Origin of the sequence: Bradyrhizobium sp. BEA-2-5 (assembly GCF_032918025.1) — a bacterium.
Taxonomy (GTDB): Bacteria; Pseudomonadota; Alphaproteobacteria; order Rhizobiales; family Xanthobacteraceae; genus Bradyrhizobium; species Bradyrhizobium pachyrhizi.
The window spans coordinates 7,498,195-7,520,853 of the sequence record NZ_CP136629.1 but is presented as its reverse complement, the minus strand read 5'-3'; the positions used below and the strand labels follow the sequence as shown (position 1 = coordinate 7,520,853).

The 22,659-nt window shown below is 60.5% G+C and carries 17 protein-coding genes, 1 tRNA gene and 1 pseudogene; 11 read left to right on the top strand and 8 right to left on the bottom strand.

Features of this window, described 5'->3' with window-relative positions; translation table 11 throughout:
* Positions 1-90: 90 nt before the first annotated feature.
* The 3 genes from RX327_RS35110 (at position 91) to RX327_RS35100 (ending at position 2,262) form a co-directional block, all read left to right on the top strand.
* On the top strand, positions 91-519 hold the full coding sequence (locus RX327_RS35110) for a hypothetical protein (RefSeq protein ID WP_317248622.1): 429 nt from the start codon (positions 91-93) through the stop codon (positions 517-519).
* Positions 497-847 carry a hypothetical protein gene (locus tag RX327_RS35105; protein ID WP_317248621.1) on the top strand — a complete coding sequence of 117 codons (351 nt, stop codon included), beginning with the start codon at positions 497-499 and terminating at the stop codon, positions 845-847. Before RX327_RS35110 ends, RX327_RS35105 begins: the two co-directional genes overlap by 23 nt.
* 170 nt (positions 848-1,017) lie before the next feature.
* Positions 1,018-2,262, top strand: a complete 1,245-nt coding sequence (locus tag RX327_RS35100; RefSeq protein WP_317248620.1) for a DUF3800 domain-containing protein — start codon at positions 1,018-1,020, stop codon at positions 2,260-2,262.
* A gap of 189 nt (positions 2,263-2,451) precedes the next feature.
* Here RX327_RS35100 and RX327_RS35095 read toward each other — a convergent pair whose 3' ends face one another.
* The 5 genes from RX327_RS35095 to RX327_RS35075 all read right to left on the bottom strand — a co-directional run bounded on the left by RX327_RS35095 (position 2,452) and on the right by RX327_RS35075 (position 6,608).
* The gene (locus tag RX327_RS35095; protein ID WP_317248619.1) at positions 2,452-3,180 is read right to left on the bottom strand and encodes a hypothetical protein; all 729 of its coding nucleotides are present in this window, start codon (positions 3,178-3,180) and stop codon (positions 2,452-2,454) included.
* Complete coding sequence (socA, locus tag RX327_RS35090; protein ID WP_410712115.1) at positions 3,155-3,748, bottom strand: type VI toxin-antitoxin system SocA family antitoxin; 594 nt, start codon at positions 3,746-3,748, stop codon at positions 3,155-3,157. Before socA ends, RX327_RS35095 begins: the two co-directional genes overlap by 26 nt.
* Positions 3,749-3,907: 159 nt before the next feature.
* Positions 3,908-4,147, bottom strand: coding sequence for a hypothetical protein (locus RX327_RS35085; protein WP_317248617.1), 240 nt, complete (start codon positions 4,145-4,147; stop codon positions 3,908-3,910).
* Positions 4,144-4,371, bottom strand: coding sequence for a hypothetical protein (locus RX327_RS35080; RefSeq protein WP_317248616.1), 228 nt, complete (start codon positions 4,369-4,371; stop codon positions 4,144-4,146). Before RX327_RS35080 ends, RX327_RS35085 begins: the two co-directional genes overlap by 4 nt.
* Positions 4,368-6,608, bottom strand: coding sequence for a hypothetical protein (locus RX327_RS35075; RefSeq protein WP_317248615.1), 2,241 nt, complete (start codon positions 6,606-6,608; stop codon positions 4,368-4,370). The genes RX327_RS35080 and RX327_RS35075 overlap by 4 nt, the downstream gene beginning before the upstream one ends.
* A gap of 293 nt (positions 6,609-6,901) precedes the next feature.
* On the opposite strand from RX327_RS35075, the gene RX327_RS35070 reads away from it, so the two are divergent.
* The 5 genes and pseudogenes from RX327_RS35070 to RX327_RS35055 all read left to right on the top strand — a co-directional run bounded on the left by RX327_RS35070 (position 6,902) and on the right by RX327_RS35055 (position 12,361).
* The gene (locus tag RX327_RS35070) at positions 6,902-7,393 is read left to right on the top strand and encodes a hypothetical protein (RefSeq protein ID WP_317248614.1); all 492 of its coding nucleotides are present in this window, start codon (positions 6,902-6,904) and stop codon (positions 7,391-7,393) included.
* Between the two features lie 28 nt (positions 7,394-7,421).
* Positions 7,422-7,610 (top strand): hypothetical protein, encoded by a 189-nt coding sequence (locus tag RX327_RS35065; protein WP_317248613.1) that lies wholly within the window; start codon positions 7,422-7,424, stop codon positions 7,608-7,610.
* Positions 7,610-8,686 (top strand): tyrosine-type recombinase/integrase, encoded by a 1,077-nt coding sequence (locus RX327_RS35060; RefSeq protein WP_317248612.1) that lies wholly within the window; start codon positions 7,610-7,612, stop codon positions 8,684-8,686. Before RX327_RS35065 ends, RX327_RS35060 begins: the two co-directional genes overlap by 1 nt.
* A 339-nt stretch (positions 8,687-9,025) precedes the next feature.
* Positions 9,026-9,103: pseudogene (locus RX327_RS39445) on the top strand (zinc-ribbon domain-containing protein); the annotation flags it as partial.
* 159 nt (positions 9,104-9,262) lie between these two features.
* Entirely contained in the window at positions 9,263-12,361 is a 3,099-nt protein-coding gene (locus RX327_RS35055; RefSeq protein ID WP_244482289.1) for an AAA family ATPase, read from the top strand.
* 652 nt (positions 12,362-13,013) lie between these two features.
* On the opposite strand, the gene RX327_RS35050 is transcribed toward RX327_RS35055, so the two are convergent.
* Together RX327_RS35050 and RX327_RS35045 are read right to left on the bottom strand one after the other, a co-directional pair.
* A tRNA-Arg gene (locus RX327_RS35050) sits at positions 13,014-13,090 on the bottom strand.
* 331 nt (positions 13,091-13,421) lie between these two features.
* A complete protein-coding gene (locus tag RX327_RS35045; RefSeq protein ID WP_317248611.1) occupies positions 13,422-16,424 on the bottom strand; it encodes a hypothetical protein in 3,003 nt (1,000 codons plus the stop codon).
* Positions 16,425-16,830: 406 nt separating this feature from the next.
* Between RX327_RS35045 and RX327_RS35040 the strand changes: the two genes are divergently transcribed.
* Both RX327_RS35040 and RX327_RS35035 read left to right on the top strand, forming a co-directional pair.
* Entirely contained in the window at positions 16,831-18,972 is a 2,142-nt protein-coding gene (locus RX327_RS35040; RefSeq protein ID WP_082190660.1) for a type I secretion system permease/ATPase, read from the top strand.
* Complete coding sequence (locus RX327_RS35035) at positions 18,956-20,368, top strand: HlyD family type I secretion periplasmic adaptor subunit (RefSeq protein ID WP_317248610.1); 1,413 nt, start codon at positions 18,956-18,958, stop codon at positions 20,366-20,368. Before RX327_RS35040 ends, RX327_RS35035 begins: the two co-directional genes overlap by 17 nt.
* A 19-nt stretch (positions 20,369-20,387) precedes the next feature.
* On the opposite strand, the gene RX327_RS35030 is transcribed toward RX327_RS35035, so the two are convergent.
* Positions 20,388-21,191 (bottom strand): FkbM family methyltransferase, encoded by an 804-nt coding sequence (locus tag RX327_RS35030; protein ID WP_050385605.1) that lies wholly within the window; start codon positions 21,189-21,191, stop codon positions 20,388-20,390.
* A gap of 145 nt (positions 21,192-21,336) precedes the next feature.
* Here RX327_RS35030 and RX327_RS35025 point away from each other — a divergent pair, with 145 nt between their 5' ends.
* Positions 21,337-22,647, top strand: a complete 1,311-nt coding sequence (locus RX327_RS35025; protein WP_244482287.1) for an autotransporter strand-loop-strand O-heptosyltransferase — start codon at positions 21,337-21,339, stop codon at positions 22,645-22,647.
* Positions 22,648-22,659 lie beyond the last annotated feature (12 nt).

Sequence of the window (22,659 nt, the reverse complement as noted above, 5' to 3'; positions counted from 1 at the left end):
CCGTAGTAGGCGTTTAGGGAGCCGGAGCAAGTTCTTCCCCGGATTGGAGAAGGTTATGCTACAAAGGCGAGAAGAACGTGAGGCAAGTCCATGCCGCGCCAAGCCGCCGCAGCCGTCACCTTTGCCGCCAACGGCTCGACCCGTGAGCTGCTGAAACCGCCCGACGACCTTGACCAGTTGGAGCGGGCCGAATTCGTCAGCCTCGTTGTCGGCGCTCCGCCGTCGCACTTCCTGCCGTCCGATCTGCCATTGCTCGCGGCCTACGCCAAGGCCGTCGTCGCTGAGCGGGTCGCGGCCGGTGAGCTGGCTGCCGCCTACGTTATCGAGGATAAGCCGTCGCCGTGGTTGCCGATCTGGCAGGCCAAGGTCCGCGCGCTGACGACGCTGGCGCGGATGTTATCCCTCTCTCCCGGCGGCAGGGTGCCGAGCAAGTCACCGAAGGATGCCGAGTCGGTCTCCTACTACACCCGCATGAGCCTGCTGGAGGGCCGCCGCGATGACGAGCGTGAGCGCAACTGATCGCAGGGCATTCGATCTGGCCATCGAGATTGCACGCCGGGATAAGCTGCAGTGCCGTCGCATCGATGAGCAGCTCGCCGCAGGGTACGACTATGTCGAGATCGGCAAGAGTGCTGCCCGCTTCTGCCAGAGCCAAGCATTGCGTCTGGAGCCGTGGCAATCGCCGCCCTGCCACGCCGACATGCGGGCGTTGGATGAGCCCTACGGTGACCCCAGCGGTCGTCGGGAGAGCGCTGAGCTGGCGCTGCGCATGCAGCGCCAAGGTGTGAGCCGCTGGCACCCAGACCCGGCGCGCGAGTGCGAATGCATCGAGGTGAGAGGGTCCTAATTCGATGACCACAAGTAAGTGAAATGTGAAACGATCTACCCTAGATCATTGAAGGTCAACACGGCGCTAACCACGTCGCCGCGCGACGTGTGCGTTCCCGATTTGCATATAGATACGTTGCGGGTATAGTCGCGACCCGTCACGTACAAATTGCATGGTTGCGACATTCCATGGGCCAGTCCAAGATTCCGCTGTACGCATACGTTGATGAGACAGGCAACACCGGCCACAATCTGTTTGATGAAGCGCAACCAGATTTTTTTACTGCGGCACTGATCACGAAGGGCAACTTCGACGACGGCTATAGCGAAGCAGCTCTAAAACTCACTGCCGCGCTCGGCGTTGATACCCTTCACGGCAAGGAACTTGGCGTAGGTCGGATTGAGAAGATTGCAGATGATTTTCTCGCCTTGCTGAACAGGGCTCAAGCTCATTTCTTCATCTCCCGCGTCGAAAAGAAATACCTTCTTGCGACCAAGGTATTCGATTCTCTCTTCGATTCCGGAGAAAATGCAGGCGTTGCATGGCATCACTACAATCTTCGCCCACTCCGGCTGCTGCTCGCTTTCAAGCTCGCGCTGACTGTGGATGAAGAGACGGCTCGGCTGTTCTGGCAATGCATTCTCGAACCTAGTGAAGAGAAGGCGTACGAAATGCTGCCGGGAATTTGTGCTCGGCTGCACGGAAATCTGTTGGAGGTCCCTGATCACAAGTCCCGCGAAGTTCTCGGAGAAGGACTGGAGTGGGCCCGACTGCATCCCAAGGCGATCCAAATTCACACCGATAGAAAGTTATCTCGGCAGGCACACTTCCCGAACCTTGTGGCGTTCGCAAATCTACTGGATGGCCTCGACCACTTCGCGAAACGCTTCAAGAAGCGAGTTGCGCGGATCACGCACGACCAGCAGGCCGAATTCGCCAAATCATTGACAGCGTTTCATGAGCTTTTCACTACCGCAGCGCCCGACCAGATACGTTGGGCAGGAGAGACCTTCAGCTTGCAGAAGGTCGTAGGAAGCGAATTTGAAGTTAAGGCTGATGAAAAGAGCGCGGGAATCCAAGTCACTGATGTCGTTTTATGGCTTTATAGCCAGTTTCGAAAAGAACGGGAGCTTCCTCCCAAGTGTAAGGCAATCGTCCACTATGCGCTGAGACACGGTTGGGAAAGTGATTTTTCGTTCAGCGGGGTAGACCGTGTTGTGCGAGAGAGGTATGGCGCGATCTTCAATACGCCTATCACCCCAGAGCAGGAGGCGCAGGCGCGAGAGTTGCTGGCGAAAGCGGAAAAAAATCGCTTGGCATCAATGGAGCAGTACAAGCGTGATCATCTTCCTCCGTTCATGAGGGGGCATGGGGTAGCAATGCCCGCTACCGAAGTTGAAGCGCAGATCGTGGACGAAGTTGGAAGACGCTAGGGTTTTCCCAACTGAAGCCGTGACAATCGCCGCCCTGCTACCCCGACATACGAGCGTTGGGAGAGCGCTGAACTGGCTCTGCTAATGCAGCGCCTCGACATCAGTAGATGGCATCCCGACCCGGCCGCCCACATGCGTCGAGGCTGCGGAGCGCCGAGCCGCGAAGTGAATACTCGCGGCTGATTCCGTTCAGAAATCAAAGCTGCCGTTGTCGTCGGTGCCGGTGGGCCGCTGGCGACGCTGCGCGGCCTGCCGCTCCGCCAAGATTTCGCGCCAAACCTTGTACGTATCGTCGATGGCCTTGTTGAGCAGATGTTCCGGGACCACGTCACGTTCATCAAACGTGAATACCTCGACCTCTCGTTCGCCGGTGTACTTATTCTTCGGGAAACGGATGATCTCTAATCGCGCGCCTTCAAAGTCGCCGATGGCGATGTTGTGATGCATGGCCGAAAACACAAAAGCCCGACCAAGCGTGCCGAGGCCGTCGCTTAGTCGGGGATCGAGGAAGGAAAGTACCGGCACCCCGTCTTGGATGGAGTAGAAGTCGTGCCAAAACTTGATCTTGGCACCATAGCCGACCGGGATGAATGGAAATTCCCACTCTACCGCCTTGATTTGCCGCAGCTCGTTGTACTCGAACAACAGCTTGGCCAAGGACACGTTCGGTTCGATCCAATGTCGGTTAGGCCCGCAATATCGTCTGATCGCAGTATCGATTTCAGGCCATGCGGACTTCGGCAACTCCAGCAGTGAAGGCCGTGCAGCATGCAGCGCGCCAGCAACCTTCCTGAGAGGCAACAGCGAATGCGGCGGAACGAATGACCGCACTGCTCGCAATATGATCCGCTTTTGATCGTTCGGCTGCAGCGCTACGCGAGCCAAGTCAGTTTCAGGCAACGAGCGGGGCGTCTTCATCAGGTTCCTTGTCCTTATAATTCGGCTGCTTTCCAAACCACAGGTACTTAAAACGCTCTGCGATCACCTCGTCACTTATCTTCAACGCCATGTTGGCGTTGGTCTTCGCAGAACGCACAACATGATCCCACGGCCCGTCCTTGGCATGGGTGATGTCCACCAATTCACCCGGCGACTTGCCGCCGTAGAACTGGACGACGTTGTGAACGACATCGAGGAGCGCGCGATCCGTTGGCACTACGATTGGTTGGCGCGTTCCGGTTACAGGATCGAATCTCTGAGCATCTTCTGTGATCGGCTCAGCACCAAAACCCTTGAATGCGTCGTAAGCCTCACGATGCACCGGGCCATACTGCCACGCTTCGAAACTTCCCCTGACAAGGCCACGCCCCGTCCTCACCAGATAAAGCGCATGGCACAGAAACAGCAGCTTCTGGAGCTTCAAGTTCGAGACGCATTCTCCCCGAGAGCGAGCCTCCTTCAGTAAGAGGTTAGCAACAGCTCTGGGATCAACCGGCTTAGTCAATGCGAATCGCCTTTTAAGGAAGGAATCGCTAGAACATAGCACGAACAGGCGGCATCACAAAACATGGTCGCGGCTGTCCAATGTACTTATCCCCGAGATGCTCTATCGAATTGATTGTACAAGACATTTCTCGCGCTACGAAACACTCTATTTTTATTTTTGCCGCCCCCATGGCAGAGAAGGTGATTTTCTATTCGGACGTCACTGGCGTCGGCCCAGCATCCGGCCGCTCGCATCATAGACCGTTGTCGCGTTGCCACTGGTGCTCTCGCGGCCAGTGACCTTGCCCGTCGCATCATAGATGGTCTTCGTGACTTGGCTGTCGATAGCGGCGCGGCCGACAAACTTACCGGATGCATCGTATAACGTCCGTTGCTGCGCGGACGCTGTGGCCGTCATCGCGAGCGCCAGCGCAAGCAAAATGGTGTTCTTGGTCGTCACCGCTGTGCTTCCACGATCATCTCAGCCACCATGCGCTCGAATTCCTCCTGTAAACCCCAGTGGGCCGCCAGCGCTGCCGCACGCTGGATGTGCGTTCGGGCTTCCCCCAGTTCAGTCTGCACTGCCCGCAAACGGTCTTTCTGCGTCTTGATGTCGTCCACGCCAGCGAATGTATCTTCATCGAGCTGAACGAACGCCGGGATAGTGTTCGGCTTCTTAGTCACTGCGTTCTCCTCCTTCGTGCCACTACCGCCTCGATGTGATCGCGCCATTCGGCATCAGCCTGTCGCTTGAACAGCCGCGCGATGTCCTGCGCCAGCTTCGCGCCGTCCGGCGTCCTGATCGCGGCGATGGTGGCGGCGACTTGTCCCTCGAAATCGGCCTCGCGCAGGATGCGCTCAGTGGTCTCGGCGCGGACTGCTTCCTCGATCTGGTCAGCCAGCTCCTGCTCCAGCACATTAACAGGCGGAATCAACTTGCCGCTGCCATGCGCCTCCATCTTGGCGTCGAGCCATTCGAGGAATTGGGGCGTTGTCATCGCGTTCAGCTCGACGCGATGGGTCTGCAGCCACTCGTCCCAATCACCGTCGTCACGCTCGGCAACGTATTCGGCGACGGGCCTGCGCTTCTCCTTCTCCTCCAGAGTCTCGACCTCCAGCCCCATCTCGATGGCTTCCCACGGTTCGAGGCCGAGGTTGACGATCTTGATCTTGCGCGCGCCGCGCGCCTTGGTCTCCTGCTGCAGGGTCTGGAAAATCATGGTGCCGCTGGCGTCGGCGTCGTGAACGCAGAACACCTCGACCGGCTCGTCGTGCGCGGCCAGCTTGTCGATCAGGTCGCGCGCGGCGCGCGTCGAGAATCCCTTCGACGACATCACGGCGCAATCGTGCCGCTCCAGCCAGCGGCTTTGCTTAAGCGCCTCCTGTGCGCCTTCCTTTTCGATGTACAGCAGCTTGTTGAAGCTCCACGCCGGGCGCTCGTACTCCTCGACCATCAGGGTACCGAGCGTGAAGGTCTCATTGCGGTGCGGATGCGTAATCGATCCGCGCGGCTCCCGGTACATCAGCTCGATCTCGCCGTTCTCGGCCTCGTAGTCGGTGACGATGGTTTTGAAATTCCCGATCTTCAATTCCGCGCCGGTCTGGGCCATGACGATGGGCCGCAAGGCGTAGAATAACTGGCGCTCGTTGAAGCGGTAGCCTGCCTCGCCGCTAACCAAGGCGATGACATCGTCGAGATTGTCGAGCACGATATCCTTCTGTGTGATCGCTTCCGCCTTCGCGCCGGGACGCCGCGCCTTGCGCACCGCCTTCGCCACGGCGTCGATGATCGCGGCGAGAAACGGCTTGAGGTTCGGCTCCTTGCCGTCCGACGTGATCGGCATGTAGGGCGTCGTGACGTTGAGCCAGATCAGAAAGTCGGAATCCTTCGGCGCTTCGGCAACGGTGTGCCGGAGGCCGCAGCCAAACACGTTGATTTTTCGCTTGTCGCGGACCGCGTAGATGTCGGTAGCGACCGGCGTGCGATTGACGCAGGCGATCAGACGCATGGCCGACTCTAGGGTGGCCCACGCCTCAACGATGAAGGGGATTTGGGCTAGCGGTTTGCCCGCGCCGAACGCGGCCACGCCGCTCGACGTGCCATAGGCCCAGTCTGGAAACAGATCAGTACCGACCGCACCGAGCCGTCCCGGCTTGACCACGCGCGCCTCGTCCTGCGCGAAGTCAAGCAGCCGCACCGCCTGATCGCGGCCGATGTCGCGACAGACCATGCGGCCGAGCCCGGCAGCCGCGACGATCTCGCCAGCCTTGCCGCCCGTGCAGCCGTCGAGCCGCGCCACCAGCTCGCGAACGAGTACATTGCCGCTCGCCAACAGCAGTTCGTGAAAATTGGAACCGTCGTACCAGTGCGGCGACGACTTGCCGGTGTAGGGTTGTCCGTCGGCCAAAAAAATCGCGATCTTTGCCCAGTACAGCGCGTCGGCGTCCTCTGGAATCGAGGGGCCAAATCCGACCTCGATGCGGGTGCCTTTCATATCGACCTGCGTCACGCTGACGACCGGGCTTGAGCCGTCGTGCTCGGGGCGCAGCTCGATCCGGCGATGGCCCGTGCAGACCATTAGGGAGCCTTGGGACGCCAACACAGCGCCAGCGACCACCCGGAGCCCATTGCCGAGCGCCCCGCGTGTCGGCAGCCGTAAGAGCTTGCTGGAGACCATCGGCCGGTTGATGCTGAACAGCCGGGCGATCTGTTCCGGCGAGCCGTCGATGCCGCCGCCGTCGTCCTCGACGAAGTAGCCGCCGCCGGGCAGCTCGCCGACGCGGACGTCGGCCCCGGTGTCGAGCGCGTTGTCGGTCAGCTCCTTCAGCACCAGACGGCGCAGCTTGGCCGCTGCTACGCCAGCCTTTTGCTGCAGTCCCTCGACGGTGCGGAAGCTCGTCCAGTCTTCCCGCTCAAACATTTTGAAAATCGACGACTTGCGGTTGGCTTGCTAACCCCGGTCCCGGATTTTAAAAATTATGGACCTTTCCGAAGCCGCGTGAAGTCTAGGGCAAAATGGCCTAATACGACGGATAGTCAGGGGACCCCGCCGCGACACAAGCGGCGGGGCCGGGTACGGCGAGGATCGAAAAAAAGGGCGGCGCAATGGCCGCCTTTTGGATTTAACCTGTATTTGGGGTAGGCAGTCTGAGGTCTGATATTGGCCTATCAATCTTCTTGCGCGGTATTTGATATCCGACTATCATTCTAACCATGGTTCAGAATTTCCAGTTTAGCGACGCGCTCTTTGCGTTGGACATGAAGGCCCCTGCGCTTCGGCGCTGGCTCCAACTGGGGCTAATCGGCAACACGGCGAAGGGTAAGGCCCGCGAGGGCTGGACGCTTGAGTTCACCCTGTTCGATCTAGCCGTGCTGGCGCTCGTGAAGCCGATGACGGAATTCGGGGTGCCGGTGGCTGCTGCGCACAAGCTCGCAGTTCGCGAAATGCGTGAACATGCCGGGCCATGGTCCGGTGATGAGCCAGCCCATTCCTACTGGACCGCGTGGGCACCGGACACTCAAATCCTCATCAGCCGTGCCGAGGGCAGGAACGGCAAGCCCGCTTGGAAGATCGCGATGTTCGAACATGCGGAGGAAGCATTCACCTCCGGCGCTCACCTCACGCTTTATCCGCACGCCCTGATCAGTGCGGCAATCAAGCGGGCCATCGAAGCCGTGGAGATCAAGACCAAACGAAGCGCGTGATCCAACGCAATGTTTAGCGAGTATCTCGATGGGCCATGGTCCAAGCAATTTCAAGGAATCGGATGTGAAGCGAGCGCTGCGCGCAATCGAGAGCGCTGGTCAGAAAGCAGCATCCGTCGTGATTGAGGACGGGCGCATCGAAATTAAACTCGAGAATAGCAACGGTGCGGCTGACAATAACGACAATACCAACCCATGGGACAAAGCTGATTTGTGATGAAGAGATCGCCCAAATACGTACATGGATACATCGACCGGCTCGGCAAGGCTCGCTACTACTACAAGCGAACCGGCTGCAAACCTGTACCCCTACACGGCTTGCCATGGTCGCCGGATTTCATGGCGGAATACGCCGCCGCCCATGCCGCCTATGAACAGCCGACAGCGGTGCCGCTCGGAGCCAGCCGCACTATCAGGGGTACACTCGATGCCGGGCTCGTCCGCTACTATGAGAGCGCGAGCTTTTTGCAGTTGGCGAAGGGCACTCAAGGGCCGCATCGCAGCCTGCTGGAGCGCTGGCGCAAGGGTCACGGTAACCTGCCGCTACGGCCGCTCCAGTCAAAGCACATTCAGGCCTTCATCTCGAAGCTGGGATCGCCGTCGGTCCAACGCAATATGCTGCGCGCAATCCGCCACTTCACCAAGTTTGCAAAAGGGGCGGGCCTGATCGACGATGATCCGGCCGTCAGTGTGACCCGCGCCAAGATGAAAAAGACGGGCGGCTTCTTTACGTGGACCGAAGATCACGTCGCCAAGTACGAGGCGCAACATCCGGTCGGCACCAAGGCGCGGCTGGCGCTCGCGCTCTATCTCAATCTCGGGGTTCGCAAATCAGACGTGGTGCGGGTAGGGCCGCGCTATATCCGCAATGGGATGCTGCACAATTTCCTGCCGAAGAAGGGGGAGCGTACCGCTGGCAACCGGATCACGGTCAAACTCTTTGAGGACACCAAGGCCATCATTGCCGCGACGCCCGTCACCGGCACCGAGACCTATCTTGTGACCTCGTTCGGCAAACCTTTCACCGCGAACGGGTTCGGCAACAAGATGCGCGAGTGGTGCGACGAAGCCGGGCTGCCGGAATGCACCTCTCACGGTTTGCGCAAATTGTGCCTGATCCGACTGGCGCATGCTGGCTACGGCGCGCCGCAAATCGCTGCCGTCTCGGGCCACAAAGATTTGCGAGAAATCCAGTTGTACATTGAGCAAGCGAACCGGGAAAAGATGGGGATCGAGACCTCAACCGCGTTCGAACAAGCTCAGATCGCGAACAAAAACTTGCTAACTGAGTGAGCCAGTTAGCAGAAACGAGTAAAAAACTAAGTGATCTCAAAGGGAGTTTGCGAGCATGGTGGGCCCGGCAGGACTCGAACCTGCAACCAGACCGTTGTGGGCGGCGGATATCGATCGGCTTCGCTGATTTTGCTGCGGTTTTGTTTGGTTTCGATTGCGTTCATTGTGGTTTGACGGGTCGTTTCTGACGCAAAACTGGGGTGACTTCCATAATCCAAACATCCGCCGTGCGGCTTTGCCAGCGTGGCGCTGTGGTGAGGTCGACCGCCAAATGGTGTTTTTTGCATCCACACTCGCCGGACTGTGGTAGGTTGAATTTTTCCGTCATGCAGGTGCTGCATGCAATGCCCGAGTTGTCGGGCGCAAGTGCCCGATGAGAAGCGGTTCTGCACGGAATGCGGGGGAGCGCTGCCCTCTGCTTGTCCGCGATGCGGGTGCGTCAACCCGCCAGGCTCAAAGTTCTGCGGCGATTGCGGTGCCACGCTGAGTGCCGGGTCGGCTATGGCACGGCCGGAACTGCAACCAGACGCCTCGCTGCGATCAAGTGTCTCCGCCGAGCGGCGGCAGTTGACCGTGATGTTTTGCGATCTGGTTGGCTCGACGGTGCTCGCCTCACGCCTTGATCCCGAGGACTTGCGTGACGTGATCGGCGCATATCATCACTGCGTTGCTGAGACTATTCGCAGTTTCGATGGCTTTGTAGCCAAGTATATGGGTGACGGGGTGCTCGTGTACTTCGGCTATCCTGCGGCGCACGAGGACGACGCTGAGCGGGCGATCCGCGCCGGTCTTGTACTTGTGGACGCGGTCGGCTCTCTTCCTGCCACGGAGGAGCCGCTGCGGGTTCGTGTCGGTGTCGCGACTGGGCTGGTCGTTGTCGGTGATCTTATTGGAGCCGGCGCTGCCCAAGAGCAGGCGGTGGTCGGCGAAACGCCGAACCTTGCCGCTCGGCTGCAAGCTCTTGCCACGCCGAGCGCGGTCTTGGTCGACCAACGGACGCATCGCTCGGCCGGCGGTCTCTTCGAATACGACGACCTCGGGGCAGTCGAGGTAAAGGGGTTTACCGAACCGGTGCCGGCTTGGCGCGTCCTTCGCGAGAGCGCGGTCGAAAGTCGCTTCGAAGCATTGCATCCCTCCGGGGGGAAGGTGCCCCTGGTGGGGCGCGAAAGCGAACTCGAGCTATTACTCCGATGCTGGCAGCGAGCCAAGAACGGCGAGGGTCAAGTCGTATTGCTATCGGGCGAGCCAGGCATCGGAAAGTCGCGCGTGGCCGCTGCGTTCGCACAGCGGCTTGCAGACGAGCCGCACGCAAGATTGCGCTATTTCTGCTCGCCACACCATCAAGATAGCGCAATGCATCCGACCATCGCGCAGTTGGAGCGTGCCGCTGGTTTCGCGCGTGATGACCTGCCCGAAATCAAGATCACGAAGCTGGAGACCCTGCTCACTCCGACGCAAGCCTCGGATGAGGATATCGCGCTCCTTGCCGAACTGCTGTCGATCCCGACCACCACCACGGGCCGTTACGCGGCCCCGAACCTCACGCCTCAGCGCAAGAAGGATCTGACTTTCGAGGCTCTGCTGCGGCAACTCGTCGTGCTCGCACAGCAGCGGCCGGTGTTCATGGTCTACGAGGACGCCCACTGGATCGATCCGACATCGCGGGACCAGCTCGATCATATCGTGGAACGGGTGCAGGGGTCGTCTGTGCTGCTGCTAGTCACCTTCCGCCCCGAGTACTCGCCGCCCTGGACCGATCAGGCTCACGTGACCACTCTGACCCTCAAACGGCTCGACCTGCGCGAAAGTGCAGCGCTGGTGCAGCGCATCGCAGCCAGCAATGGGACCTTGCCAGGCGAGGCGGTAGATGAAATCGTCGCGCGGACGGACGGCGTGCCGCTCTTCGTGGAGGAACTTACCAAGGCCGTCGTCGAGGCCAAAAGCGGCGCGAAGGCTCTCCTGTCCGGGACTCCTGCCTCCGCGCGCGCTGTGCCCGCGACGCTGCACGCTTCACTGATGGCTCGGCTTGACCGGCTGGGCCCAGCGGCAAAGGAAATGGCGCAGGTCGGCGCGGCTATCGGACGAGAGTTCTCTTACGAACTCATCGCGGCAGTCGCCACCCCGCGGAGCCAGACGGAGGTGCGAGATGCGTTGGGCCGGCTGGTCGAGGCCGGGCTACTTTTCCAAACCGGCATCCCGCCACAAGCGTCCTATGTCTTCAAACACGCGCTGGTGCAGGACGCCGCCTACAGCACGCTGCTGCGCAAGCAGCATCGGCAGCTGCACCGGACCATCGCGCAGAGATTGGAGCAGGACGATACGGCCGTCGCGCAACGCCATCCCGAACTGCTGGCCTACCACTACGGTGAGGCTGGTCTTCACAAAAGCGCCATCCCCCACTGGACCGTCGCCGGCGAGCACGCGGTGCGTCGTGCCGCCAACACGGAGGCGGTTCGACATTTTCGCCGAGCACTCGCATTGCTCGAAGCCGAACCCGAGACGCCGGGGCGAGCGGCCGCAGAACTCAAGGTTCTCGCACAACTCGGACCGGCGATGATGAATGTACAGGGGTGGACCGCGCCCGAGGTGGAAAGAGTCTACGACCGGGCGCTCGGGCTCGCACGTGCGATGGACAGCTCGGCCGATTTGGTGGCGCCTCTCATTGGTCTGTGGCTGTTCCACAATACCCGCGGCGAATTCGGGAAGGCGCGGGAGTCGATCCAGGAACTGTTCCGGGTCGCTCATTCCTTGAACGACCCAAATCTACTGCTCCAGGCGCACCATGCTGCCTGGCCGACGCCCCTGCTGTGCGGCGACTTCGCCACAGCGTATACGCAGGTCGAGCAGGGCCTCGCGCTGTACGATGAGCGGCAGCATCGCCATCACGCGTTCCACTACATTGGACACGACCCGGCGGTATGCGCCCACGCGCTCGGTGCGATCATGGCGTGGATGTTAGGTCATCCAGAACGAGCCGCGCAGCACGCCGAGAGCGCGGTGCGGTTCGCACGGCGAATGGAGCACGCGCCAACTCTCTCCCACGCGCTGTGGTTCGTATGCGCGTACCACATCTTGCGAGCGGATGTGGCGGCGGCCCTGGTGACAAGCACCGAGACCTTGGCGCTCTGCGAGGAGCATCAGCTCGCCCAGCCGAAAGCCGCAGGAATGCTGTTCCGCGGCTGGGCTCTGGTGCGCAGCGGCGAGATCGAGGAGGGCCTGCAACTCGCGCGCAGTGGGTTGACCGCATGGGAGCGAGGCGGGGTCGGCGCGTTCCTCCAGCAAGGCAGATTTATTCTTGCCGAGACTTGTAGCGTCGCTGGTCGTCGCGATGAGGCAATGGAGCTGTTGGAAGCGGCGCTTGGTCACGGCAATGTAACCGGTGAGAGATGGTGTGAGGCGAGGATTCATCATCTTCGAGGTGAGCTTTGTATCGCGTCCGCAGAGTGGCAACAGGCGGAGCAGTGCCTGCGGAAGGCACTTGATGTCGCGCGCCAGCAGAACGCGCGCTCAATCGAACTGCGAAGCGCCACCAGCCTCGCCCGCCTGTGGCGCAATCAGGGCCTAGGCCGCAAAGCCCGCGATCTCCTGGCGCCAATTTACACCTGGTTCACCGAAGGCTTCGATACGCCGGATCTGAAGATGGCAAAGGCGTTGCTTGAGAGTTGCAATGATTGAAACCGTCCGCTTAGGCATTTGCGGCCGAGTAAGCGACAAAGCGAAGCGCTTCTGGTGCGGTGACTCTCTACGGGGCGGTGAAATAGCCTCTGATATCTGAATTCACTGGTGGTCCTGGCGGACAATCGCCTAACAGCATAACGAATTGAAGTTGCGATATATTTCGTTATCCGCGATGGTCAATACCAACAGAAATACCAACAAGATGACGTGCGGTGATCGCCGACAAAAAATAGATGTCGGCAAGGGGCATGGCCCATCCAGTTCCGGTCTCACCAATCGCGCCAACTGGAATCGAACCTGCTTTGACCTGAGTGTTCCCCGCGGCCCGACCTAACACGCTATCGCGAGGTCAAGGGTAAGGGTGGCTGTTGTTGCCCGAGTACGACTGCCCGACGGCGCCTGAACGCTGTCACCTGCGCTATCGAGAATGCCGGCGATAACAAACCCCGTTCTGGCATCCGGGAGTATTTGCTGCGGGCTCTCCTGACCTTAAACGATGCGATCTTGCCTGAACCCATGGAAAGATACATCACGCGTCAGCAGGTCGGGGAATGACCGAAGTAGGCTCCTATGCCCATCCTTTCGCGCCGCATTGAGAACGGAAAACATGGGCTGCAAGGGGGGTAAGTTCGAGTCGGCTATGGAGAAATGGCGCACCGGACACGATTCGAACGTGTGGCCTTCGCCTTCGGAGTGCGACGCTCTATCCAGCTGAGCTACGGGTGCTTACTGCTTACGCAGTGCTTACGCGGATTTCGCGTGTGAGTGAACCCCAACGCGCAGCCCCCGCAAGCCATTGCAGTACAATACTCTTTCTTCCTCACTTTTCACATCAGCCGGCTTGACACTTGCCTTCGGAGGGCAATGCTAAGCGACTGCCTCAAGTAGCAATTTGGGATGGTTGCGCGTCCCCGCAACCAAAGTCCGGACCGACCGGTTCCGATAAAATGGCCCGCATTTTCGCGGGCCATTTTTGCTTTGGGAGGACGACAATCGGGCCTCGTGTCGTCGACCGATCGGGCGCAGATCACGGCGTTTCCGCAGCGCGGGCCGCTCCCTAGACGATGAAATGGAATTCGTGCCACGCACTCCAGCTGATGCCATCGCTGGCGCGAACCCAGAGGTCGTCAGGCACGGTACCGCCCTGGAATGTCGTGCCGGCAATTTGAGCCGCGCTGACGTTGATGGCGGTGCCGGTGGGCTGCGCATTCCCGCCAATGCTCCAGTGGCCGCTGCTTGCCGACGGCGTCGAATCCCAGAGTTGATATTGCGCGACATTGTCGCCGTCGGCATCCGCGACTGAAAACAGGCTTAAGGCGGCCACGCTCTGATTAGCCGTCGCATGGAAGTCGGACGCGGTCACGACCGGAGCGCTGTCAACCGACGCGGTGACGTGAAACTCCTTCCACGCGCCCCAGGCAAAGCCGTCGTAGGCCCTCACCCAGAGATCGTCCGAACCCGATCCGCTTTGAAAGCTTGTGCTCGAAAGCTGAGCTGCCGTGACATCGATGGCGGCATTGGTGCCTTGGGCGACTCCCCCGACCACCCAGTGCCCGCTGCTCGCATCCGCCGTCGAATCCCACACCTGATAGTTTGTGATGGTGTCGGCATCCGCGTCGGTGATCGAGAACAGCGTCGAGGCCGCGATGTCCTGGCCGTGGCTCGCCGAATAGTCGGCGGCCGTGACGATCGGAAGGTTGTCGATCGGTGCGTTGACGTGAAACTCCTTCCAGTTGCTCCATATGATGCCATCAAAGGCTCGGACCCAGAGATCGTCAGAGCCCGAGCCGCTCTGGAACGATGTATTGGCCAGTTGTGCCGCGCTCACATCGATGCTCTGGCCGGTGGGCTGCGTGACGCCGCCCACGACAAAATGCCCGCTGGCAGGATCGGCGGTCGAGTCCCAGAACTGGTGGTTGGTCATTGCATCGCTGTCGGCGTCGCTGACCGTGAACAGGCTTGCCGCCGCGATATCTTGGCCATGCGTGGCGGCCACATCCGACGCGCTTACCACGGGAGCATGGTCGATCGGCGCGTTGACGTGGAACTCTTTCCAGGCTCCCCATGTCGTGCCGTCATTGGCTCGGACCCAGAGATCGTCAGAGCCCGAGCCGGTCTGGAACGAGGTGTTGGCCAGTTGCGCCGCGCTCACGTCGATGCTCTGGCCGGTGGGCTGTATGACGCCGGCCACGACAAAATGCCCGCTGGCAGGATCGGCGGTCGAGTCCCAGAACTGATAGTTGGTGATCGTATCGCTGTCGGCGTCGCTGACCGTAAACAGGCTTGCCGTCGCGATGGTCTGGCCATGCGTGGCGGCCAGATCCGACGCGCTCACCACAGGAGCATGGTCGATCGGCGCGTTGACGTGGAACTCCTTCCAGGCTCCCCATGCGGTACCGTCATTGGCTCGCACCCAGAGATCATCCGAGCCGGAGCCGGTCTGGAACGAGGTGTTGGTCAATTGTGCGGGCGTCACATCGATGGCTATGTTGGAAGCCTGCGCGACTCCGCCGATCACCCAATGGCCGCTGACGGGATCGGTCGTTGAATCCCAAACCTGATAGCCGACGATCGTGTCTCCATCGGAGTCGGTCGCGCTGAAGAGACTCGATGCGGCGATGTTCTGGTTGTGGGTGGCCGACACGTCGGTTGCATTGGCCACCGGCGGATGGTCTGCAAATGGGGTTGCCGTGAACCGGGTCCATGCGCCCCAGAGATATCCGTCATATGCCCGGACCCAGAGCGTGTCTGAGGCTGTGCCGAACATATAACTCACTTGCGCGATGTTGGCGGCCGAGACGTCGATTTCGGCATTGGTGGCTTGCGCGACACCATTGATCGCCCAGTGCCCGTGGCCCTCGGTGTCCCACAACGCATACTGGGTGATCGCGTCGCCATCCGCGTCGGTAGCCGAGAACAGTCCCGATCCAGCCAGCGAGAGCTGCCCGTGCGTGCCGGTCACGTTGGTGGCCGTGACCGTTGGGGCGCGATCGGCCGGAGAAATCACAAAGGATTTCCAGTCGCTCCACAAATAGCCGTCGAAGGCTCGGATCCACAGCGTGTCCGAGCCGGGTCCGGCTTGGTAGCTCGTTTGGGCCAGCTGCGAAGCGCTGATGTCGATCTCGGTGTTGGTGCCCTGGACTGTTCCGTTCACCGTCCAGTGACCATAGCCGTTGCTGTCCCACAGGGCATATTGGGTAATGCTATCGCCCGCGGCCATGTTCACCGAGAACAGTGACGAGGCCGAAAAAACCTGATTTCGAGCCGCGGTCTGATCGGCAGCCGCCACGACTGGTGTCGTCCGGATGCTGTATCCGAGATCCTTCAGAACTCCGATGTCCAGGTTGGAGATCGCGTACTGGTAATTGCCGTAGAAAACGATCCCGTTCATCAGGTCCAGCGTGAGAGGATCCTGAACGGTCGAGGGACTGGCGTAGAAGTCGGATTGCTGATTGCCGAAGTGGTAGTAGTTCTGGGTGGTGCTGTTCGTGGTCAAAGGGACCGGGCCGCCGTAGGCAGCCTCGGCATTGGCACCGACAAAGTAAGCGCCGTATGCGGTCTTTTGTATCAGGGTGTCGAACGTCGATTCGTAGGCGCCGGCCAACTGGCCGCTCTGGTTGTACCAGCCCACCATGCCGAAGCCATGCATGAGCTCGTGGAGAAAAACGTCGATCGGATTGATCACGTTTCCAGGGACCTGACTGGAGTAGGTCAGGCCGTAATCCAGGTCGATGTACTGGAAGTAGCCGGGGTCGATGTTGATGGTGATGTCGCTTGTCGTGCCGGGGACATGCTGGCCGGTGGTCAGCTCGTACTGGCTGGATGGCTCATACACGGCGAGCCCGCTGCTTGTGCCGATGTAGTAGCTGGAGGTAGGCCCGCCATCGGCACGGCCAACGGCGGTCGGCAGGATGTTGAGCGACACAACCAGAGTGCCAATGCCTAGGATATATTGCTGCCAAATGTTGAGGGCCTGCTCAAGATCGTAAACGAGAGACGCGTCAGCGGATCCGCCGACGTTCGATGGATCGTTCAATGTTACTGAATAGTTCCAGGGCATCTCGGTCGGACTCTCAGTCTATGGTAGCGCGCGCATAATAAGTGACATTCAACTGACTGCCGCGGTGTAGTCAACAGACGTCAAGTGGGCCGGCGCCGACGCGGCATCGGTGCCGCGATCCGTAAGACTACGGACCTCGGCCCGAGTTCGAACGGCTTCGCGAAGGGTTCCTCGATCGGCATGATCGAGCTCGCGAAACCGGCGCGGCCGTTCATAACGCCAATTGCATCTCGCCGGAGAGCCATAGTACTCTGGCTGTCATATTCATCTGCTGCTCTTTGGTTCGCTGCGAACAGTCAGTTTGCACTGACGGCGAGGTTGTAAGGGCAGGGGCAGGGCGCGCTTACGGCAATCCCGGCTCATTCGACTGCAGTCAATTTCAGCTACTCAACAGATTAATCGCGAAATGATTGAAACGCGGAGCGGCGGCACAGCAGACAGCGGGATAGTTGCACTCGTGATGTTGCTGCGTTTTCACGGTATCCCGGCCGATGTCGACCAGATTCGTCATCAATTCGGGAATGCCTCGTTCGGAACGCCGGAGATGCTGCGCTACGCGCGCTCGACCGGCGTCAAGGCCCGCGAGGTGAGCAGCAACTGGTTGAGGCTGGAGAAGGTCCCGCTTCCTGCCATTGCCCTGTTGCGCGACGGCGGCCATCTGATCCTTGCCAAAGTGGGCGCAGACAAGATCCTCGTTCAGTCACCCCTGTCAGAGCGCCCGGAGTTGATCACGAGGGCCGACCTGGAGGCGGTGTGGGCCGGCCGGCTGATCCTGGTGAGCCGCCGGGCGGGACTGGTCAACCTTGCCCGTCGCTTTGATTTGTCATGGTTTCTGGGAGCCATTCATAAATATCGCTACCATTTCCTGGAGGTGCTGATCGCCTCCTTTTTCTTGCAGCTGTTTGCGCTCGTGTCGCCGCTGTTCTTCCAGGTGGTGATCGACAAGGTCCTCGTGAATCACACGCTCAGTACGCTCGACGTGCTCGCGGTGGGTTTGATCGGCATTGCGGTTTTTGAGACGGCCCTCGGCATATTGCGGACATACCTGTTCTCTCACGTGACGAACAGGATCGACGTCGAACTGGGAGCCCGCCTGTTCCGGCACCTCATCGGCCTTCCGATTGCCTACTTTCAGGCGCGCCGGGTCGGCGACTCGGTTGCGCGGGTCCGCGAGCTCGAGAACATTCGCAACTTCCTGACCGGCTCTGCCCTGACGGTGGTGATCGATCTGTTCTTCACCGCAGTTTTCATCGCGGTGATGTTCATCTACTCGCCGATCCTGACCTGGATCGTCCTTGGATCCTTCCCGCTCTATGTCGGTATCTCGGCCGGCGCGACGCCGCTGTTCCGTCAGCGGCTGGACACCAAATTCGAGCGCGGCGCCGAAAACCAGGCGTTTCTTGTCGAGAGCGTAACGGGTGTCGAGACGATCAAGGCCATGGCGCTCGAACCGCAGATGCAGCGCCGCTGGGAGGAGCAGCTTGCCGAGTACGTTGCCGCGAGCTTCCGCGTGCTCAGCCTGGCGAATGTTGCGAGCCAATCGGTTCAGTTCGTGAGCAAGCTCGTCACCGCGGTGATCCTTTACGCCGGTGCCAAGCTGGTGATCGACGGCAGCCTTACGGTGGGCGAGCTGATCGCCTTCAACATGTTCTCCTCGCGCGTCAGCGCTCCGGTCCTGAGACTGGCGCAGCTCTGGCAGGACTTCCATCAGGCCAGGCTCTCGGTCGCGCGGCTGGGCGATATCCTGAACACGCCGGCGGAGCAGACGTTCAATCCCGGTCGCGCGGTGCCGCCTCCCATCAAGGGCCAGGTCACACTCGAGCACGTGTCCTTCCGATATCGTGTAGATGGGCCGGAAGTGCTGCACGACATCAACATCAACATTCCCGCCGGCCAGGTGGTCGGCATTGTCGGTCCGTCGGGCTCGGGCAAGAGTACCTTCACGAAGCTGGTCCAGCGCCTTTACGTCCCGGAAAAGGGCAGGGTCCTTGTCGATGGAGTCGATCTTGCGATGGTCGATCCGGCGTGGCTGCGTCGCCAGGTCGGGGTCGTCCTGCAAGAGAACGTGCTGTTCAATCGCAGCGTACGGGAAAACATTGCGCTCGCCGACCCGGCCGCTCCGATGCAGCAGGTGATCGCGGCGGCCCAGCTTGCGGGAGCTCATGAGTTCATTCTGGAACTGCCGGAAGGCTACGACACTGTCGTAGGCGAGCGCGGCAACAGCCTGTCGGGGGGGCAGCGGCAGCGTATCGCGATCGCGCGGGCCCTTATCACCGACCCGCGCATCCTGATCTTCGACGAAGCGACCAGCTCGCTGGACTATGAAAGCGAAAGGGTCATTCAGGACAATATGAACCGGATCGTGAAGGGGCGAACGGTCTTTGTCATCGCGCATCGTCTGTCCGCGGTCAGGCGCACCGATCGAATCATCACCATCGATCGCGGGCGGCTCGTCGAACAGGGATCCCACGAGGAGCTGCTCAGCACAGGCGGAAGATACGCGTCACTGTACCGGTTGCAGGCGGGGATCCATGAAGTCGGCTCGTGAAGCGCTTCCCGCCGGGGGTAAATCGAGGGACGAACTGGCTTTCCTGCCGGCCGCCCTCGAAATCGTCGAGACGCCGCCATCTCCGACGGCCAGGCTTACCGGCGTCCTGATTGCCGCGTTGTTCTGTTGCGCGGTCGCGTGGGCCGGTCTCGGCAAGATTGACATCGTTGCCTCTGCATCGGGAAAGATCGTGCCGGGCGATCGTGTCAAGCTGGTTCAGCCGCTCGAAATCGGTGTGGTCCGGGCCATTCACGTTCGCGACGGTCAGGCCGTCAAAGCGGGTGAGGTTCTGATCGAGCTGGATCCGACGAGCAATCAGGCGGAGCTTCAGCACCTGAAAAACGATCTTCTCTCGTCATTGCTGGACATTTCGCGCACGCGCTCCGCACTCGACGGAAACACCAGCGCGCTTGACGGGGCGCCGGACGACACGCCGCCCGCCTTGATTCAAATGCACCTGGAGTTCTTGCGGAGTCAGGATTCGGAGCAGCGCGCCAAGCTGTCGGAGCTGGATCGGCAACGGGTCCAGAAGGTCGCGGAGACCAGGACAATCGAGGCCGGCATCGCGAAGATTGATGCTTTGCTTCCGGTGCTGCAGGAGCGGGTCGGGGTTCGCAAGTACTTGGCCGACAGGGAGTACGGCTCAAAGCTGCAATATTTGTCGGAGCTCCAGGAACTCGTTGGGCTGCAGCAGGACATCCTGGTGCAGCGGAGCAAGCTCGAGGAGGCCAATGCAGCCGTGGCGGCCCTCGATGAGACGCGGGCCAAGCTTGTCTCGGAATACCGCCACCGCTTGTATGATGATCTGGCCAAGGCGACACAGAAGGCCGGCAGCCTCAAGGACGAGGTGGCCAAGGCCGAGCACCGGACGAAGCTTCAGAAGCTTGCGGCGCCCATCGATGGCGTGGTGCAGCAACTGGCTGTGCACACGGTCGGCGGGGTCGTAACCCCCGCCCAGACGCTCGCGGTGGTGGTGCCGAGCGATAGCCAGATTGAAATCGAAGCGATGGTTTCGAATCGCGACATCGGCTTTGTGCACCCGGGTCAGGACGCCGAGATCAAGGTCGAGACCTTCAACTTCACGCGCTACGGCCTGCTGCACGGCAAAATCGTCAGCGTCTCGCGCGATTCTGTCTCCCGGGACAGGTCGCGGGACGCGGCCCGCGAGACGAATGGCGGAGGGACGGAAGAAAGCAGCGAGCCGAAGGGCCAGGCGCCGGCGTATATCGCGCATGTCTCGATTGACCGGACCAAGATGATGATCGACGACAAGGAGATCAGTCTTTCGCCGGGGATGGCCGTCACCGTCCAAATCCGGACGGGCGCCCGCAGCGTCATGAGCTATTTGCTGTCGCCGATCATGCGCTACCGGCAGGATGCTCTCCGAGAGCGGTGAAAGCCGACAGGTCGCCCCGTCATGACGGGGTCCGGGATTCCACGTGGCTCAAGCTTGGATCGGATTCGTGTATCGCAAGGCAGTTTTGCCCGGCGTCGTATGTCCGATATCCATGGCTGTTCAGCCTGCGAACGAGTTCAGCCTTGTCGGTCTTGATGAATTCGGCGTGGATGACGGGGTGATGCAGCCGGATCGTTGCGCCGGCTCCTTCCAGCACCTTCAATTCCATTCCTTCGACGTCGATCTTGATCAGATCGCAGCGGCTCAGCTTCAGGGAATCCAGGGTGACCATCGCCGTTTCGGTGCTGTTGGCCTCGGAATAATCGACCGTCTGGCCGATTTGCTCCGTACCCGGGCGTCGCGTCACCTCCAGGCTCCCGAAGCTGGCGGGCTCCTGGTGGCTTAAGGTCGGTACCCGGGTTTTCCCGGTTTCCGACGAAATAACTGCGTGTATGGCCTTCGCATTAAAGCAGTTGTTGATCGCGATGTTGCCGGCAAGCGCATAATAGACCCGCTCCTGCGCTTCGATTGCAAGGACCGAGCCCCAGCCGTCCATGTGCTTGGACCATTCGATGGTGTGAACGCCGATGTTTGCGCCGCAGTCGATCGCGACGACGCCATCGCCCCGATACGTTCTTCGCAGTGCAAGAAGGCCCTTCGTCAGCTCGATTTCGGTGGCATCGAACGCGCCGTGCTCGAGGATTTGGATCCCGACTCCAAAGGTGTGCTCGCCCGCCGTGTGGTAGTCCAGCCGGTTTACGATCAGCGGGCCGTGCGCTGACGCCGCGATGACGAATGGGACCTTGCTGGGGGTGCGGCTCATCGTTTGTGTTTCTTTGTGTCTGCGCCGGCGGAAGCCGCCGGGAGGGATACTCGCCAAGGTTTTCGTCCGTTGACGCGGTTGTCAATCTCGCTTACGTTCCGTCTACTTTTTAAGCGTTATTTATATTTCAGGGCAGGGGATATTCGTGAATGCCATTGCCGTCGCGCCGGCGATCGGGCTGAAGCGCTCGATTGACCATGTGACTGACCAACCCAAAGTAATCGTTGATCGTTCGACCAGCGCCGTACCGGCCAAGTCGGACGCTGTTTCGTCAGATGCCGACGCGCCGAAGCCTGCCTATCCCGCGGCCGCCGAACTGCCAACTCAAGTGGGTCCCAAGGGACTGCGCTTCGACTTCAACGATGGCGCCCGGGTATTTTGTCCCGAGGCCGAAACTCCCTGGCGGGTGCGGATCTGGGACGCCGAGTGTGGCAATCTTCTTTTCGAGACGCAGTTCGCGGGCGGCCGGGTCAACAGCTCAAAGCGATACTACGTCCGTTTCCGGATCGAGGTTCTGCAGGGCGATGAGGTCGTCTTCTCGCACGAGTACGATGCGAGGGACCGTCACGTCCTGATCCAGCTTCCGATCGGCACCCTGGGCGACACGATCGGCTGGTTTCCCTATGTGGCGAAGTTCGGGGAAGCGCATAGGTGCAGGCTGACCTGTGCGATGGCGGAAAAGTTGATTCCGCTGTTCCGGGATGCGTATCCCGAGATCAACTTCGTCACCCACGAGGAAATTCAAACCGACCGCTACTACGCCACGTACAGCGTCGGATTGTTCTTCGACGACAAGAACTTCGTGTTTCAGCCGTGCGACTTCCGCCATGTCGGGCTGCACCGGACCGCGGGATACATCCTCGGCGTCGATCCCGTCGAGGCAGCGCCCCGCATCTCGCTTGCGGACGATCGCAGACCGTTTCCCGAGCCTTACGTCTGCATCGCAGTGCAGAGCACCACGCAATGCAAGTACTGGAATAACCCCGCCGGCTGGCGGGAGCTGACCGGCTTTCTCACGCAAGCCGGCTACCGCGTGATCTGCATCGATCAGAAGCCGACACACGGCCACGAACTGGTATGGAATCACATTCCCAACGGCGCGGAGGACTGGACCGGTGATCGGCCGATCCAGGAGCGGGCGAACCTGCTCAAGCATGCGGCGTTTTTCGTCGGCCTTTCCAGCGGGCTCTCATGGCTGGCCTGGGCGGTCGGCACTCCGGTCGTGATGATCTCGGGATTCACGCATCCGACAAATGAATTTGCTACGCCCTACCGGGTCATCAACTATCACGCGTGCAACAGCTGCTGGAACGATCCGGCAGTTCGATTCGACCACAAGGATTTCTTCTGGTGTCCCCGCCACAAGGGGACGCCGCGTCAGTTCGAGTGCACAAGGCTGATCACCGTGGATCACGTCAAATCGGTGATCAGAACGATTCCTGGATTTGAGCTTTAGCCATTTTCAAGC

Coding starts and splice junctions, on each gene's coding strand:
- RX327_RS35075 (WP_317248615.1), bottom strand. CDS start 6,608: ATGTTTGAGCGGGAAGACTGGACGAGCTTCCGCACCGTCGAGGGACTG.
- RX327_RS35040 (WP_082190660.1), top strand. CDS start 16,831: ATGATTGAAACGCGGAGCGGCGGCACAGCAGACAGCGGGATAGTTGCA.
- RX327_RS35035 (WP_317248610.1), top strand. CDS start 18,956: ATGAAGTCGGCTCGTGAAGCGCTTCCCGCCGGGGGTAAATCGAGGGAC.
- RX327_RS35105 (WP_317248621.1), top strand. CDS start 497: ATGACGAGCGTGAGCGCAACTGATCGCAGGGCATTCGATCTGGCCATC.
- RX327_RS35100 (WP_317248620.1), top strand. CDS start 1,018: ATGGGCCAGTCCAAGATTCCGCTGTACGCATACGTTGATGAGACAGGC.
- RX327_RS35070 (WP_317248614.1), top strand. CDS start 6,902: ATGGTTCAGAATTTCCAGTTTAGCGACGCGCTCTTTGCGTTGGACATG.
- RX327_RS35065 (WP_317248613.1), top strand. CDS start 7,422: ATGGGCCATGGTCCAAGCAATTTCAAGGAATCGGATGTGAAGCGAGCG.
- RX327_RS35045 (WP_317248611.1), bottom strand. CDS start 16,424: ATGCCCTGGAACTATTCAGTAACATTGAACGATCCATCGAACGTCGGC.
- RX327_RS35060 (WP_317248612.1), top strand. CDS start 7,610: ATGAAGAGATCGCCCAAATACGTACATGGATACATCGACCGGCTCGGC.
- RX327_RS35055 (WP_244482289.1), top strand. CDS start 9,263: ATGTTTTGCGATCTGGTTGGCTCGACGGTGCTCGCCTCACGCCTTGAT.
- RX327_RS35030 (WP_050385605.1), bottom strand. CDS start 21,191: ATGAGCCGCACCCCCAGCAAGGTCCCATTCGTCATCGCGGCGTCAGCG.
- RX327_RS35095 (WP_317248619.1), bottom strand. CDS start 3,180: ATGAAGACGCCCCGCTCGTTGCCTGAAACTGACTTGGCTCGCGTAGCG.
- RX327_RS35110 (WP_317248622.1), top strand. CDS start 91: ATGCCGCGCCAAGCCGCCGCAGCCGTCACCTTTGCCGCCAACGGCTCG.